Source organism: Halobacteriovorax marinus SJ (genome assembly GCF_000210915.2).
Classification (GTDB): Bacteria; Bdellovibrionota; Bacteriovoracia; order Bacteriovoracales; family Bacteriovoracaceae; genus Halobacteriovorax; species Halobacteriovorax marinus.
Window position 1 is genome coordinate 2,102,924 of record NC_016620.1, and the last position, 15,962, is coordinate 2,118,885.

General features: G+C 38.0%; 14 protein-coding genes. 9 read left to right on the forward strand and 5 right to left on the reverse strand.

Features of this window, described 5'->3' with window-relative positions:
- Positions 1-102: 102 nt before the first annotated feature.
- On the reverse strand, positions 103-2,265 hold the full coding sequence (gene fusA, locus BMS_RS09930) for an elongation factor G (RefSeq protein ID WP_014244681.1): 2,163 nt from the start codon (positions 2,263-2,265) through the stop codon (positions 103-105).
- 223 nt (positions 2,266-2,488) lie between these two features.
- On the opposite strand from fusA, the gene BMS_RS09935 reads away from it, so the two are divergent.
- The 3 genes from BMS_RS09935 (at position 2,489) to BMS_RS09945 (ending at position 7,009) form a co-directional block, all read left to right on the forward strand.
- Entirely contained in the window at positions 2,489-3,109 is a 621-nt protein-coding gene (locus BMS_RS09935; protein WP_014244682.1) for a hypothetical protein, read from the forward strand.
- 74 nt (positions 3,110-3,183) lie between these two features.
- A complete protein-coding gene (locus tag BMS_RS09940) occupies positions 3,184-3,882 on the forward strand; it encodes a substrate-binding periplasmic protein (protein ID WP_014244683.1) in 699 nt (232 codons plus the stop codon).
- A 178-nt stretch (positions 3,883-4,060) separates the two neighbouring features.
- Positions 4,061-7,009: a hypothetical protein gene (locus BMS_RS09945; protein WP_014244684.1), complete on the forward strand. Its 2,949-nt coding sequence runs from the start codon at positions 4,061-4,063 to the stop codon at positions 7,007-7,009.
- Positions 7,010-7,067: 58 nt separating this feature from the next.
- Here the strand turns inward: BMS_RS09945 and BMS_RS09950 are convergent, their stop codons facing one another.
- A complete protein-coding gene (locus BMS_RS09950) occupies positions 7,068-8,363 on the reverse strand; it encodes a S8 family peptidase (RefSeq protein WP_014244685.1) in 1,296 nt (431 codons plus the stop codon).
- Between the two features lie 195 nt (positions 8,364-8,558).
- On the opposite strand from BMS_RS09950, the gene BMS_RS09955 reads away from it, so the two are divergent.
- Positions 8,559-9,308: a substrate-binding periplasmic protein gene (locus BMS_RS09955; protein ID WP_014244686.1), complete on the forward strand. Its 750-nt coding sequence runs from the start codon at positions 8,559-8,561 to the stop codon at positions 9,306-9,308.
- Here the strand turns inward: BMS_RS09955 and BMS_RS09960 are convergent.
- Both BMS_RS09960 and BMS_RS09965 read right to left on the reverse strand, forming a co-directional pair.
- Positions 9,305-10,240 carry a hypothetical protein gene (locus tag BMS_RS09960; protein WP_014244687.1) on the reverse strand — a complete coding sequence of 312 codons (936 nt, stop codon included), beginning with the start codon at positions 10,238-10,240 and terminating at the stop codon, positions 9,305-9,307. The two genes, BMS_RS09955 and BMS_RS09960, sit on opposite strands and share 4 nt — an antisense overlap.
- Positions 10,241-10,346: 106 nt before the next feature.
- A complete protein-coding gene (locus BMS_RS09965; protein ID WP_014244688.1) occupies positions 10,347-11,501 on the reverse strand; it encodes a hypothetical protein in 1,155 nt (384 codons plus the stop codon).
- Between the two features lie 120 nt (positions 11,502-11,621).
- Here BMS_RS09965 and BMS_RS09970 point away from each other — a divergent pair, with 120 nt between their 5' ends.
- The 5 genes from BMS_RS09970 (at position 11,622) to BMS_RS17630 (ending at position 15,403) form a co-directional block, all read left to right on the forward strand.
- Positions 11,622-12,263, forward strand: a complete 642-nt coding sequence (locus BMS_RS09970) for a MarC family protein (protein ID WP_014244689.1) — start codon at positions 11,622-11,624, stop codon at positions 12,261-12,263.
- A gap of 105 nt (positions 12,264-12,368) precedes the next feature.
- Positions 12,369-13,697: a D-alanyl-D-alanine carboxypeptidase gene (locus BMS_RS09975; protein ID WP_014244690.1), complete on the forward strand. Its 1,329-nt coding sequence runs from the start codon at positions 12,369-12,371 to the stop codon at positions 13,695-13,697.
- 9 nt (positions 13,698-13,706) lie between these two features.
- On the forward strand, positions 13,707-14,597 hold the full coding sequence (locus BMS_RS09980; RefSeq protein WP_014244691.1) for an ankyrin repeat domain-containing protein: 891 nt from the start codon (positions 13,707-13,709) through the stop codon (positions 14,595-14,597).
- A gap of 343 nt (positions 14,598-14,940) precedes the next feature.
- Positions 14,941-15,171 (forward strand): hypothetical protein, encoded by a 231-nt coding sequence (locus BMS_RS09985; protein WP_014244692.1) that lies wholly within the window; start codon positions 14,941-14,943, stop codon positions 15,169-15,171.
- A 79-nt stretch (positions 15,172-15,250) separates the two neighbouring features.
- A complete protein-coding gene (locus tag BMS_RS17630) occupies positions 15,251-15,403 on the forward strand; it encodes a hypothetical protein (protein WP_157765749.1) in 153 nt (50 codons plus the stop codon).
- Here the strand turns inward: BMS_RS17630 and BMS_RS09990 are convergent.
- Complete coding sequence (locus BMS_RS09990) at positions 15,393-15,875, reverse strand: hypothetical protein (protein WP_014244693.1); 483 nt, start codon at positions 15,873-15,875, stop codon at positions 15,393-15,395. The two genes, BMS_RS17630 and BMS_RS09990, sit on opposite strands and share 11 nt — an antisense overlap.
- Positions 15,876-15,962: the final 87 nt, after the last annotated feature.

Below are 15,962 nucleotides of genomic sequence, written 5' to 3' on the forward strand. Positions count from 1 at the left end.
AGGTGCGAGCGCGCAATCCACACTCACAATGCAACACTATCGTGATTGCAATGTGCTATGGCAAACTCAGCGTCATAGTCCTATCAGGACTATGACCGCAGGTTAGTCATCATTCGCAAGTTTTTCAGCTCTCTCTTTCATAACATCAGATTGGATGTTTGAAGGACAGTCATGGTATCTTGAGAATTCCATTGTATATGTTGCTTTACCAGCAGACATTGATCTTAGGTCATTTGAGTAACCGAACATCTCAGAAAGAGGTACTTCAGCATTGATGATAACTTCTCCACCTGGATCAGTTTCAGAACCTTGGATCATCCCTCTTCTAGAAGAAAGGTCACCAATAACACCACCCTGATACTCATCTGGAGTTGTTACTTCAACTTTCATAATTGGCTCCATAAGAACTGGTTGAGCAGCGTTGATCGCTTTTCTCATCGCCTGTCTTGAAGCAATTCTAAAGGCCATATCAGATGAATCAACATCGTGATACTTACCGTCTTGTAGGAAGATTTCACAGTCAATAACTGGGAACGCTGCAAGAGGACCTTTATCCATAACGTCTTGGAAACCTTTTTCACAAGCACCAATGAATTCGTTAGGAATTGAACCACCTTTAATTTCGTTGTTGAATCTAAATACTTGGTCTTCTTTCTCTTTTCTATCAGCTGCAAGTGGCTTAAGTACACCAACAACTTGACCGAATTGACCAGAACCACCAGTTTGCTTCTTGTGAGTATAATCAAAAGGAGCTTCAACTCTAATAGTTTCTCTATAGTTAACCTGTGGAGCACCAACAGTAACTTCAGCACCGAATTCACGCTTAAGTCTCTCTACGTAGATCTCAAGGTGAAGCTCACCCATACCAGCAATTCTTGTTTCACCTGATTCTTCGTCAGTGAAAACGTGGAAAGTTGGATCTTCTTTAAGGAATTTCGCAAGACCTTTAGACATCTTCGCTTGCTCGTTCTTATCTTTACAAGAAATTGAAAGCTCGATAACTGGAATTGGAACGTGGATACCTTCAAGAGAAAGCCCTACTGAATCAGAGTCACCTACGAACGTATCACCTGAAGCACAGTCGATACCAACGATAGCAATGATATCACCAGCGTGTGCTGAATCAATATTCTCTCTATCGTTAGAGTTCATTCTAACCATTCTACCAATTCTAACTTTCTTACCAGTTCTTGAATTGAATACTGTCTCACCTTTATTAAGTGTTCCTCTATAGATTCTTGTATAAGTTAACTGTCCAAATTGCTCGTCAGTAATCTTAAACGCCATAGCCAGAAGCTCTTCTGCTGGATCTGGAGAAATCTCAACAGTCTCATCAGAAGATGTCTTAGCAGTTGGCTTAGCACAAGTAAGTGGAGAAGGAAGGTATCTAGTAACAGCTTCAAGAAGAACTTGAACACCTTTATTTTTGAATGCAGAACCCATGTAAACAGGTGTAAGAGCTAGTGACTGAACACCAATCTTAATACACTTGTGAAGTTCTTCTTCAGTTGGCTCGTTACCTTCAAGGTATTTTTCCATAACTTCGTCGTCATACTCAGCAACGGCGTCAATCATAGTTCCTCTAAGCTCTTCAACTTGATCTGCAAGATCCGCTGGACACTCTTCTTCTCTGATATTCTCACCGTTGTCACCGTCGAAGTAGTAAGCCTTCTTAGTGATGAGATCAACAACACCGCAGAAACCGTCTTCTGCACCAATTGGATGTTGCATAAGAACTGCGTTGTGATTTAGTTTTTCAATAAGAGCATCTCTACCGTTAAAAGCATTGGCCCCCATTCTGTCCATCTTGTTTAAGAAAGCAAGTCTTGGAACATTATATCTTTTCATCTGTCTATCAACAGTAATTGACTGAGACTGAACACCAGAAACAGAACAAAGAACTAGGATAGCACCATCAAGAACTCTTAGTGATCTTTCAACTTCAACTGTAAAGTCAACGTGACCCGGAGTATCGATAATATTAATCTTAGTATCTTTTTCGATACCGTCAGCAAAAGTTGTTCCCTTACCAGAGATACCTTTCCAAAATACAGTCGTCGCTGCAGATGTAATTGTAATCCCTTTTTCCTTTTCTAGTTCCATGTGGTCCATCTTCGCACCGTCACCACCACCACGAACATCTTCGATTTTGTGGATCATGTCACAGTAAAAAAGGATACGTTCAGTAAGAGTTGTCTTACCAGAGTCAATGTGTGCCGAAATACCGATATTTCTCGTTTTCGCCATCAATTTGTTGTTGATCATGTCTTCTCCAATTGAGGTTATATTAGACTTATTTATATTAATAAAATGTATATTTTCAAAGTGGCATCTTAGAGAAATTAAGGGCATGAGTCAATCGGCAAGTTGAATCAAAACCAGAAAATTATTGCACTTTGTCCCCGATTTCGTTGACAATATGTTACATAGTCCTTAATTAAGGCAACATATTAATTTAAAAATTCAAAAAGACGGACCTAATTTTTTTATGAAAGGCGACATCAGCAAAGAAGATCTCTACGAATCTGTAAAAACCCTCGTTGAATGCGAAATCCCCCACATACACCTAAACCAACATAAATTATTCACTCTATTTAGCATTGCGTTCCAATATATACTCTTTCAATCGACTAAAAATCCAGGAGCTTACATCCTGAGAATCGAAGATAGTCAGCTGGCCGACAAATTGGCAAAGAAGTCCAAGGACCCTTCTACTAGAAAGTTCCTTCAATCACTTCTAGTTCCTAGAAAGTTGAAGTATGGAAAATCAATGTTCTTTCTAGACTTCTTTCACATTGGTTCATGGAATCTAACAAAGGATATTAAGTCAGAAAAACTAAAAGGTGCCATCATAGTTAAGAATACTTCTTCAAAACCTATGGAATTTATAGATACCGAAGAGGGAGAAGAAGATATTATGGCAAATCTTCCAAAAGATTACTTTCTTACGACTCTTCAAGAGAATATGCCCAAAACCATTACAATCGCTTTTGAGCAAGAATTTGAAAATGTTGAGTCACTCTCATTTCCCTTTATCAAGAAATCAAAACCTCAATCAATTTCAGGGGTAACGATTGGTAAAGATATTGATTGGGATACCTTCGATTAAAGTATAATTTTTTTTACCTTTACTAAATAATTTATGGCCATAGTATTGTAAGAAATGCTGATACAGAGCTATTAATGACTAAGATTTTTACCATATTCTTTTTAACTCTCCTATGCCACAGTCCCGTGGCCAAGATCTATCATTTTGTTGGAGCAAACTTCCCTGGAATACTTACTCAAAATGAGAGTGGTAAATTTCACGGCAGCGCAGTTGAGATCATTGAAAAAGCTTCGAAGAAACTTCGCTTTGATTACAAAATCTCTATCGTCCCTTGGATTAGGGCCATAAGAATGGTTGAAAATAAGAAAGCAGATGTATTGATTGGGCCCTATAAGACTTCTAAGCGCGAAGAGACCATGATATTCACAGAGAATTACTTTTATAAAGATAGTATTATCCTTGTTACTTTGGCGAAGAATAAATTCAAGTGGAACGGAGACCTATCCTCCATCAAAGAGAAGAAAGTTGGAGTAGTAAGAGGCTGGGCCCTTGGAAAGAAGTTTGAAAAGGAATCGGATAATTTAGATATAACATACTCAGAATCCACGACGAATTTAGTTAGAATGCTTAAACGTGGACGTCTCGATCTTGCAATTGTTCACAATCGCAGTTTTCTAGACGATCTTAACTCTCATACTGTTAATAGAGAGGATTATAGAATTCTCACTCCCCCCCTTTCTAGTCAAAAAGGCTACTTTGCCTTCTCTAAAGAAGAGAAACTAAAGTCATTTATTCAGAAATTTAACTCTGAAATTCCTCTTCCTAAGGACTAAGATCCATTCCTTAATTTTTCCTCAATTTCAAAAACTGACCATTAAAAGAGCCAAGTATCCCCATTACACTTACACAAAAACAGTGCCTTAGATATTTTTTTATTCTTTTCATAAATAAAGAATATTCTATAAATACCGATGAACTTACTGGTCTATATGGTTAATAAGGAAATCACCCATGAAGAAAATATTATTTCTAGCACTACTCTTAACGTTAGCTTCTTGCTCTAAGAAAGGAGCGGGAACGCCTGCAAAATTAAGGCTTTTATCTTCTGCAATGACAGCAGGACTCACCACTGCAGGTGGAGCAATCATAACTGGAAAGAGTTCTACCGGTGAAGCATTTCAAATGGGATTACAACTAGGGAGTGAAGCGACTGATATAGAGTTAACTCCAGGAAGTTGGGAATTTGCGGCCATCACTTGGGAAAATGAAAGTGGAAATGGACCAATGACAGGAACGAATAGATGTGCCCTCACAACTGCAAGCATTGAAGGAGAAGAAGTTGTTGTAGACCTGAACCTCTCTCCTGCTACATGCAGTAATAGCTTCTTTACAAAACCAATAAATGTATCAGGTGATCAATTTAATCCACTTGTCCTACATGCCTGCTCTAGCCTCAGCCATGTAAATTCTTTTTCCTCACAATGTGGTCCCGCTCAATTTATGGGAGGAAATAATTTAAGTTATAGAGTTGTCTTTCAAGGAAGAAATCTTTCTACAGGTAGTGATTTATCGAGCCTAGCTTCAGGATGTATTAACGCTCTTGGTGATCTAACATCGAGTTTCTTCTACACGAGCTATAAGCTTCCAATTAATGATGATGGAAATTTTCCATTTGTTATTTTAGCCTACGAAGACCTTAACTGCGAAGCTGATGATCTTGAGGCCACTTACCTCTTTCAAGGTTCAAAACATCTTCCTACAATTGAGCAGGCAGATTCCCTAACTTACGAAGAAGCTGGAGAGACTCACTTCTTCTTTGCAGATAATTATATTGGACATGGTGGTAATACATTTGCCAATAGTGGAATGCTCCCTCCTTATCAAATCCTAACTGATAGATATGATGACCCTACAGAAGGAGGAGGTCCTGGAGATGCGTACGATAATACGAGAGAGATTTTTACTAATATTTTAGGAACAACAAATTTGACAAGCCCATGGACTCTAGGAAGAAGAGCAAGTGCTCCTAGTGGCATCTTTGATGGAAATACAACAATCATTGACATAAAAACAATTAACCCAACTAGTGTTTACAATGGAACTCAAATTGACTTCTCGTACGGCGGATCTACTTGTGCGACAAGTTCTTCTCACACAACTGCTCCACTAAGTATAACAATTAACTACTGTGATAATATTGACGCTGTTCCAACAATTACAACAACAGACGACATCGTTACTGAGCTAAATACTGCTCTAACAAATGCAGGGATAGTTTCAGATTTTGTTGTGACTAATATTACTCCTGGTGCCAATATTGCCTCTCCAATTGCAAGTAGTGTGATAGTTGACAATGGCTATGAGCCAGAATCACCTTGGAGAAGAAATACAGGACTCTACGGAGAGATCGCTGGAGCCTATCATGGTCACTTAGGAGCCATTCTTCATAGAGCAGGTTTTTTAACTTGTAGTGAAATTCCAACTTCTGGCTCACTTAATTATGACCTAGGTGAAGGTGATATTATTACTTTTCAATTCTCAACGGGAAAAATTCCAATGGCAGAGTGGATGAACTCAAGTGGAACTTATCCGGTAAAGACTATCTTTGAAAAGAGAGTCGCTTTTGTTGAAGAAGGCGTCATGAGAGAATTCTATGAATTCAATTGCTCAGGAAATATTCTCGCGGGATTTTATAGATCTAATTACATCGATGGCGGAGAAGATCATAGAGTCGAAGTCTACTGGGATGCTCAGGACAATGATAACCTTATCTTTGAATCAATAGTCTATGACAAGAGAAATGAGCCTGGAAATAATTACGAAAGAAAAGAGTGGAACCTCTTAAAGAATGAAAATACCTCTCCTATTGTTGAGCTTTGGAGTGCTAGAAATTATAACGATATTACAAACTCAAATAATCAAGGTGATGTCTACTCTGCAAAGATCCAGTCTGGCTTCATTTATACATCAGCAAAGCATTATACTTCAGCACAACTTACAGTGGAGCCAATCGATTTTGTCACTGATATTGATGTGAATACAAAATACGGTCTTGATGGAACAAACGCAGGAGCCACAGGACATCAAATCAATCCACCCTATGACCCGTCAACACTGGCCATTAATAAATTACAATTTCCTAAAATCATGAGTGCTATTCCTGGAAACTTAGCACCTATGAGTTTAAATGACCCTAGACTATTTACTGGCTTTGGACCTAACGTAACTTACCAGGCCTATCAAAGAACTATGGACTTCTTTGACTATTGGAAGAACTTAGACTTTGGTAGTAATCAAGGTTGTATCTTTGATGGAACAGGTCTTAATGAAATCTTCCTAGAGCCAAGTTACTATATTTTTACAGGTTCTGAAAATTTAGCATATTCTCACTTAGGTCTTTCTATGATCTCTGATATCTCACTCTACTCTGATGCAGATGGATGTACAGGGATTACATGGGATACAAATTTTAATATGATTACTATTGATCCAGCTAGTATAAGTGATATTGCAGGGGGAGCTCCTATATCCAATACTGAGCTACAACCTGGAACAACTTTTGACTTCGCTCTTTCAGGAAATATTTCTGGAACAAATTATCCGAGTTGGGCCAATACTTTAGTTGCAACTAATGAAGATTTAACTGTTGTTAATAATGGTGGGATGAGGCTTGTGGGAGACCAGACTTATACACCTACTATGATCGACGGTGGATCAGTCCCAACAGTTACTGCTGGTCAAACTGCTGACTTCTTTATAAACGTTATTAACGCCTACCCTGGGACAACAGTTACAACGGGCACGACTGGTACAACCCCACCTGCATGTATGCTTCATGCAGCTTCTGGACAAATTACCTGTACTCCTGATGGGTCTCAGGCAGCTTCTGATGTATATACCATTACGATTGATAATACTGATCTTGGATATTCAGACACTGTTACAATTACAATTCCATAGAGTCTTTAATTAAATTTAAAAGAAGAGAGAGGCACACTTAAGAGTGTGCCTTTTTGATTTACTTAAGTGCTGTGGCCAAGTCAATGATTCCACCGGCCGCTGTTTTAGCAGAAAAGCTTCTACTCTTACTCACAGTATTCATAATAATAGTTTTAAGCTGAAGTGGAGAAAGCCCTGGATTTCTAGAAAGGATTTCAGCAGCAACGCCCGCAGTATTTGGAGAGGCCATTGAAGTTCCCGACATAGACGAATATCTATTTCCTGGCACTGTTGAATAGATCGAAGACCCCGGCGCTACAACATCTACACTCTTTAATCCGTAGTTAGAAAAATATGACATACCTAATTTAGAATTCGATGCTACGACAAGTAGATTTTCAGAATCAAATGAAGCTGGATACGTGAGTTTCTTATCAATATCCTGGGAACTATTTCCAGCAGCAGCAACAACTAAGACACCATATTCTTTTCCAATATAGTCAATTGTCTCTTTTACTAGCATTCCACCTTCGTTGTGAGACTTTCCAAATGAGCAATTTATAATCTTTGCTCCATTTTTAGCGGCATAGAGAAAGGCCTCTGCAACATCTACGTCTGTTTCATCTGAATAATTAGGGACTGTTCTAATTCCCATAATCTCAACATTAGATGCCACACCAGCAATTCCAATTCCATTATTTTGCTTGGCCGCAATTGTTCCAGAAACGTGAGTTCCATGACTATGACCATCCATTATATCCATTGTCGCATTCCCATCGCTATCTCTAACCAAAGTGTTAATTCCATGAATATCGTCGATATAACCATTTCCATCATCATCAATTCCATTACCTGGAATCTCCCCAGAGTTTGTCCACATGACATCTCTTAAGTCTTCATGATTATAGTCAACTCCTGTATCCACTACAGCGACGATTACTTTCTCCGTTGTTGAAGGATCAAAGTTGTCATAAGCGGCGAAAATATTCATTCCTTTTTTATTTGAAGGTCTAAAGCCCCAAAGCTTACTAACTTTTGGATCATTAAAGTACTCTGCATTTTTAAGTGCTCCGTGAGCAACTTTATGTGGATTGATGGCCTTTGGCATGGCCTCTCTCTTTGCGTAGAAATCTTTATTTACAGAGAGAATTGCACTTGAGTTTCTTAGTTCTTTTTCAAGATCAGAGATATTATGACTTCTAAGAACATAATTATTTTCAAAAAGATGCATTGAAGATTTAATTAATTCACTGCTTGGCAATTCATGGCCCTTATTTAATTTAACAATAAGTCTTCCCTGATGATAATCGGGAGTATTAGCAAATGAAGTTGCACTTAAAAATAGAGCGGCACTTAAGATAGATTTAGAGATCAAAACAATTCCTTTGTTTAAGATTGAATAGAATAATTGTAGAAATTTAAATTTTAAATGACATCATACAAATTCTGTCATCTCTATAATTAGACTATAATTAAAGTTAAACCCGACTATTATTGACAGCTATAAACCTATTTCAAAATATAAGAGACATAAGTACAATATCTTTATTAAATATATTAGGAGATTTCTTTGAGAGCTCAAATTGCTTTTATTTTTCTTATCTTACTCTCTTCAAACTTAATGGCCAAAACTATTAGAATTGGAGGTTTAAAACATATCCCACCTTATTTTAATAAAATTGATGACACAGGAATAGAGCTTGATATCTTAAAGGCTGCTTTTACTAAAATTGGATATGATTACACCCTCACAGTCTTTTCAAATGACAAGAGGGCCACTCAACTACTCAGAGATGATCATATAGACGCTATTGTGAGCAATACTCCCGATACCGTTTTTTCTAATGAGAAAACTCTTTATACATCAGATAATATTATAGACTTTGTAGACTGTGCCATCACTCTTAGTAGTGCAGACTTCCAGGTCACAAACTTTAAAGATCTCGCAAGTAAATCAGTTTGGGCCTTTACTGGAGCTAGTAAGGCCTTAGGTAAAGAGTTTTATAAAATGTCACAGGACAACCCACTCTACAATGAAAGCGGAGATCAGCTAACTCAGCCCCGCGCACTTATGAAAAAGAGAATTGATGTAGCGATTTCTGATATAAATATTTTCTTACTTCGTGCAAAACAGGATAATTATAAATTTTCTGATTTTAAAGTTTTCACTATTGCACCACTCACTCCGAGATCACTTCGTTTTAAGAGCAAGCAATTGAGAGATGACTTTAATAAAGGACTTAAAGTCATCCAAAAAAATGGGACCTATCAAGAGATTCTTAATAAGTATAAGAACCTCTATAGGCCTAGTTGTAATTAAAGAGCAATATAGAGCTCTCCTAAATTTTCCTTAACAAGATCGATAACTTCGTTTTGTGAATTTCTTATTGGAGTAGATCTATACCAAGAGGCTTTTCTCTCGTTATTTAAAGTCATCTCCTCAGTCTGTCTCTCTTCCCAAACACCTGCCGCAGACTTCCAGTAATGAGAACCATTCACAATTCTTGAATAACCGCCATCGGCATCACGCTCTTGAAAGTACGGTGAGTTCTGGCCTGTCGCCACAACTGTTTGACAGCCAGACATCTTTGCAAAAGAGTCTGCAAAGTATGTTGAAACATTACAAGCATAGAATTGAGCTATACAACTAGAGCAGAATTTAATCTTTCCCTTCTTAATTTCTTTAATAAGATCATCTTTAAAAGTTCTTGAACCCGTCTTAGCAATTTTCTCAGGTCCATGTTCATAATCAACATAGATACCATTGAATCCAGACTTTCCAGAAAGTCCATGACCCTCTCCAGTTCTGCCCTCACTTCTCCAACCATGTGAAGTAGAAGTGATCTTTGGAATACAACCATTGTCTTTAGTGTAATCTTTTAGGGCCTTAATAAATTTCTTTCCATTCTTCCATGAGACCAATGAATTAAAATTATTCTTGGATAATATTAAGTCAAAGGCAGGTTCGTCTTCATTAGATTTTTTAACAAGACCAAGTCCTTTATTATTTCCAGTATAAAGAGTCATTCCATCTCTTTCGAGCGCCTCAATCCCCATTGTCTCCATGAAATGATTTCGATACTCCACGCCCTCGGATAACTCTCCTACCTTTAGTGGTAGTCCCTCACCGTGAGAACTTGAAAATACTTTTGTCATATACTTAGCAATGAAGTCATCAATTACACTAGCGGAAGTTGACGACACTGAAAGAGAAGACAATAAAAGTGTAGTGATTAAAACTTTGGAATTCATAAAACCTCCATCACATTTTTAAAGATAGAGGTTTATATTATTTATTTACATGCTACGCAATGCAGCATGTAAATAATATTAGATGGTAAACATTTGAAATTAAAGGTTAGTCACTATTCACACAACTAATTAATTTATTTAAATTAGATCCTGTTGAGTTCATCAATGGCCCAAAGTGATTGTAGGCATAACCGGAATAAATCCAAGGAGACACACAACGGTCTTGCTTTGCCCTTCCACTATTAAGTGGATGAGTTGCACTGGATTTAGAAGAATTCGTTTGGATAGAGAAAGTTTGAACAACTTTATTTACTCCACAAAATGCATTCATGGTTTGTAAGCTCGAGCCAAAAACTTCAATTAACTCTCTCTTAGAAGCTGACGTCGAAACGCTACAACTTGGATAGAGATCATTCCACGATTTTAGACATGGATTTATATTTCCTCTACCGTTAGGGGTGAATTGAAAGAGCCCAATATTTAATTTAGACGCCTCATCTTGGTAAGGGTCTTCATAGAATTTAACCCCAGCGGGCTTTCTATAATTATCATGTTCATACTTAGCGGCAACTCTCCTACTACTACTTGTCTCAGACGAAGTCAGAGACTCCGTATACGCTAAACAAGAGAAGAACTTAGTCCAAGTCTTTACTAATTTCATTCTCGACTCTTCACTTCCCTCTAGCATTTCTTCACGCAAGAGATTCACCTTTGACTCAAAGGCATTGAGTTTAGCAATGACAGCGCTTGAAGGAACTCGATTTGATTTCTTCAACGTCTTTACTAGAGACGATCTAGTGGAATGACATAGAGGTCTCTGGGCAAGTCCTGAGAGAAAGTAATCATTTTCATTTCTAGGAATAGAATAATAAGGAGCAAGAGCTGACAAGTGAGTTCGCGTATCTTCAAGTTGAGACTCTACAAAGTAAGCAATTCTCTCACTAAAATTATCGTAACTTTCTAAGTTAACTTCGCAGTAATCGCTATGTTTTTCAAAGAGGTCTTCCCTATCTTTTCTTAGCGCTTGATAGCTTCCAAAGTACTGGTCTACATCAGTACCAATTTGTGAAGCGACCTCTACAAAATCAGTTGGCACAGGCCTTGGATCAGGAGAGGGATCAGGTCTAGGAGTCTGGGCCGGTGGCTCAGACGGAGTTTGTACCGGCGGTTCTGGCTCCTTGGATCTAGATCTAAAAAGCCCCATGCCCATGGCCGATTCACATAGCAGAATAAAACTGAGTAAAGTAATCCCTTTTTTCACACTACCTCCGAAATAAATTCTTCACCTTGTGAAACTATTCGGATGCGCCTATAAGAGAGTTAGAAGAAGATTTTAAATAAGCTTAAAGAGAAAATAATTCTCCTAAGAAATAGGTCAAGTATGTACCAAGCATTTGAAGATACATTGAAATTCTCCATTACACTGATTTCTATTTTAAATCCCATAGGAATTATTCCCATCTTTCTAAATTTAACTAAGGCCAATAGTGAGTCTCAAATAATTAAGATAGCCCACTCTTGCTCTTTAGCCGTCGTCATAACTATCTTGGTAAGTTTAGTAGCGGGACAATATGTTCTTGAGTTCTTTGGAATTAGTATTGCTTCATTTACAATCGGTGGTGGAATACTCCTCTCTTCCATGGCCTTTAGTATGATCCAGGCCACTTCTTCCAATGCCAAAATCAACGACGACGAAATTGAGCAAATGCAAGACCTAAGAGAACTTGGAATTGTACCCCTAGCAATACCTCTACTCTCTGGACCAGGAGCAATTTCAACATCCATCATTCATGCTAAGGCCTTTGCAACTCCTCTTCACTGGGTGGGAGCAATTCTAGCTGTTATTCTCATTGGTATACTCGTAAGAAATGTCCTCGCCTACTCAAAGAGAATTGGTGAGAGACTGGGAACTATTGGACAGAACGTGATGACCAGAATCATGGGTATTATCCTACTCGCCATTTCAATTGAGATGATTGTTGGCGGAGTAAAAGAGATTATTCCTATCCTAAAAGGTGCCTAAGTAACTAATTTCTATGAATTAGATCATCGGTAATTTTTATAACGCATATTGTCATATGCTTTTATTTAGGCCATAAGTGCAGAGCTTTAACGAAAGGATCTGCATATGATGAAACGTATTCTTCTATCTAGCTCTGTGCTCTTAGCACTAAGTACACCGGCGATGGCCAACTTAAAGAGTGACTGGGAAAAGATATTAAATAACTACAATATGTCACCTCAGTATCATTCATTTTGCTATAGCAATGAAGCTGGACAGGCCCAGGGATCTAATCCTCATATGAAAGTAAGACTTGCGTCTGTTTCAAAGTTAATTACCAGCTACTGGGCAAGTGAATCACTTGGAGCTGATTATCAATATAAAAGCGAATTCTACCTAGATGGAAAACACCTACATATTGCTGGTGATAAAGACCCTATCTACTCAAAGAGAAAGCTCTTCTTTCTCTTATCTCAGCTCAATAACCTTGGGATACATGAATTAGATAAAATTACTTTTGATAGCAACCTCATTGTCTTCTCTAAAGCAGAAGAGTACACAGGTGATATTCTACGTATGACTAGCGCTAGAACAGCGGCAAACCTAAAGGACTTCTTTCACACTCCAGATTGGAATAAGTTGAAAGTGGCCTATAGAGATTTTATTAAATCTACGCCCAAAGAAGTTATCGATCACCTTCAAATTAGAGAAGAATTAGATGATTTAGATTTAAGTGTGAAGTCAGTGCAAGTTGTAAAAGAGAACCCGCTTAAAGATGTCTCCGAGGCAAAGAAGATGATTCACCTCTCACCAGAGATCATTAAGTACTTAAAGGCCATGAATATTCAATCAAATAACTTCATTGCTGACCAGGTCTTTAACAAGCTAGGTGGAGAGAGTGAGTTTGATAAATTTATCGCTCCAAAATTAAAAGAGTGGTTACCAAATCTCGATATTGATAGGGAGAACTTTTCAGCTAACGAGCTTAGTATAAAGCTCTACTCTGGTTCAGGACTGCCTGAGTATAAGAGCTCTCAGAGACTAGATAATTATGCAACTTGCTCAATCATTGTAAAAATCATTGAAGAGTTAGATAAGTCGCTCGATCTCGCCGGAAAGTCACTACAGCAAATGGTGGCGGTATCGGGAAGTGATATTGATAAGTCAGGGCCAACAAAGTCAACTATTAGAGCAAGGTTTCTCTCTCCTAAAGTTAAGAACTCGTTGGTCGTAAAAACAGGAACACTCTTTCACACTTCTACTCTAGCGGGGAAAGTCAGCACACAACAAGGTAGTAAGTACTTTGGTGTCTTCCACCAATTGAGAGGATGGAAGGGACATGCAAAGGCAAGCCAAGATGAGATCGTAAAAAAGATCGTTGACTCCTATGGTGGAGCTGAAAAGCTTGAGTATCAAAAAGAATTCTTCTTTCCTGCCCACGAGGTTTTGAGATAGAATATATGAATGAATATAAAGCACTTTAAAATTATTTTCATAGTGGCAACGCTCTGGTTAGTTGTTGTCACTATTAAGTTTACCTTCTTTCCAAAAACAGAACACAATCACCAACATCATTCACACGAAAATCCTCATCACGCTCCCCACACCCATGAAGAGCAGGTGGATCAAGTTGTCCAAGAAGTGAGCGAATCCACAAGCTTTGAGAGTCTTCCCTTTTCATTTCAAGTTGATCAATTAATTCAACGTGGAGACTTTGAAAACTTTAAGCGAATTCTATCGGCCAAAGAGAATGTAAAAGAAACAATAGACGCTATCTCTAGTGAAGATGGGAGAACTCTTCTCACTAGAGCGAGCTTTGGCGCTCCTCTGCCCTATATCAAGTACCTAGTTGATGAGATGGGAGCAGATGTAAATAAGGCCGACAAAGAAGAGATTACGCCTCTCATGGAAGCAGCTGCTAGTGAGAATATTGAAGTTCTAAGCTACCTACTTGAAAGAGGGGCTAAAACTGGGGCAAAGAATAAGCTAGGTGCTGACGCCTTAACAATTGCACTCTCCTCTGGTGATGCGGCCATGGCGAGACTTCTTCTTAAAAATGGAGCCGATCCCAATCACAAGTGGAATAAACATGGAGTCACCCATCTAATGAATGCTGCTAGAAATGGACACTTAGACGCCCTAAAAGTCCTTCTAAGCTTTAAGGCCAATATCAATACCCAAGACCTTGAAGGCAATACGGCACTTCACTACGCCGCTTCTGAGGGCTTTAAGAGTATTGTGAGTGAGCTTCTAAGAGAAAATGCGACTAAAACCATTAAGAACCAGCAGGGGAACTCTCCCTTAGAGCTTGCGCGGCAAAATAACTTCAAAGAGATCGAGGACCTTCTAAAATAAAAAGGAGGGCCTTGATCAGAATTAAAATTGTAATTGTAAGGTAGGATTTTTGTAGTTTGTGATAAGGCCAATTCTGACCATTATTATGAGGTTGGCTAAGGTAGGATTTAAGCAATTACGAGTTTGCTGATCAAGGCCATCGGTACCAACCAGTTACATTTATATATAGCAAGGCGTGTGCCAACTTTTATCAAACTAATATCTACTACTTAGATGGTGTCACTATGGTTCACGGGACAAAAGAGTTCCGAAATGGAACCGGTCAAAACGAAACCGGCCTAAAGCACTCGGAAATATTTTCAAGGCAGATGCGCACTGCATCATTGTGTGATAATAATCTTATATGCTTAAAGACTTTATAAAGATTCAAATTATTGCCCTACTCATCTTAGTAATGAATGCCGTTGCAACACAAGATTTTAAATTGATTGGAAAAGATGAATCCCATCGACAAGGGCCAATCCACAAAGTCACAAAGAAAAAAGAAGCTCCAAAGAAGGAGTCGACAACTCTTGCGGCTGCCCATTCTCCAAAAGAAATTCTTCTCGATGCCTTGAAGAAATCTCTTAATTAAATCTTAAAGATTCTAATAGAAATGTAACGATACTTTTTTTTAGATTTGAATATACTTCTTAGTAATTTAAGGAGTTCACATGAAAATTTTAAAACGTATTCTTTCTTTTCTTTTTTCAAAAAATAAATCTTACGAAGAAGTTAATGACTATATAGAATTAGAGATGAGAAAAGTCTCAAATCTCGAAGAGAAAAACTTTACTGAAAAGTTATTAAAGAGAGTTAATTCTTAGTTAGATCTTTAATGATACTTGCGGCCTTGTCCTCTTTTGTAAGAGTATGAACACACTCGATTGTCTTCCACTTATTTTTACAACTAAAGGCCGTAGTCTTCATGGGTTCACCTTCTTGAAAGGGACCGTCAGTATAATCAACTTGATTTAAATTTATATTCTCAACGCTAAAACTATTTTTCTTTCTGACAGTATAAGGAACTTCATTCACATCATAGCTCACAACACCAGAATTGAACTTAGGACTGATAAAGACGAAACGACCATCCTTTCTCATCAAGACATGATCTTCCTTTGGACCTGTGGCGAATTTCTTCTTACCGTGGAACCAAACCTGTTTATTTAAAGTATAGACACCCCAGATCTTCTTAGACCTCTTATAGGTTGTTTTAATATGAATACTATCCGCTTGTTTAGCATCAAGACTGATTCCCACTAATAGGGAAAAGGAAATTAAAAATATTTTCTTCACGCATACACCTCGCCCACCTAATTAAGAGCAAGATTGAGTCCAGAAAGTCAATGTATTATTAGACACTTAAGCCACTCTCTCCTGTTC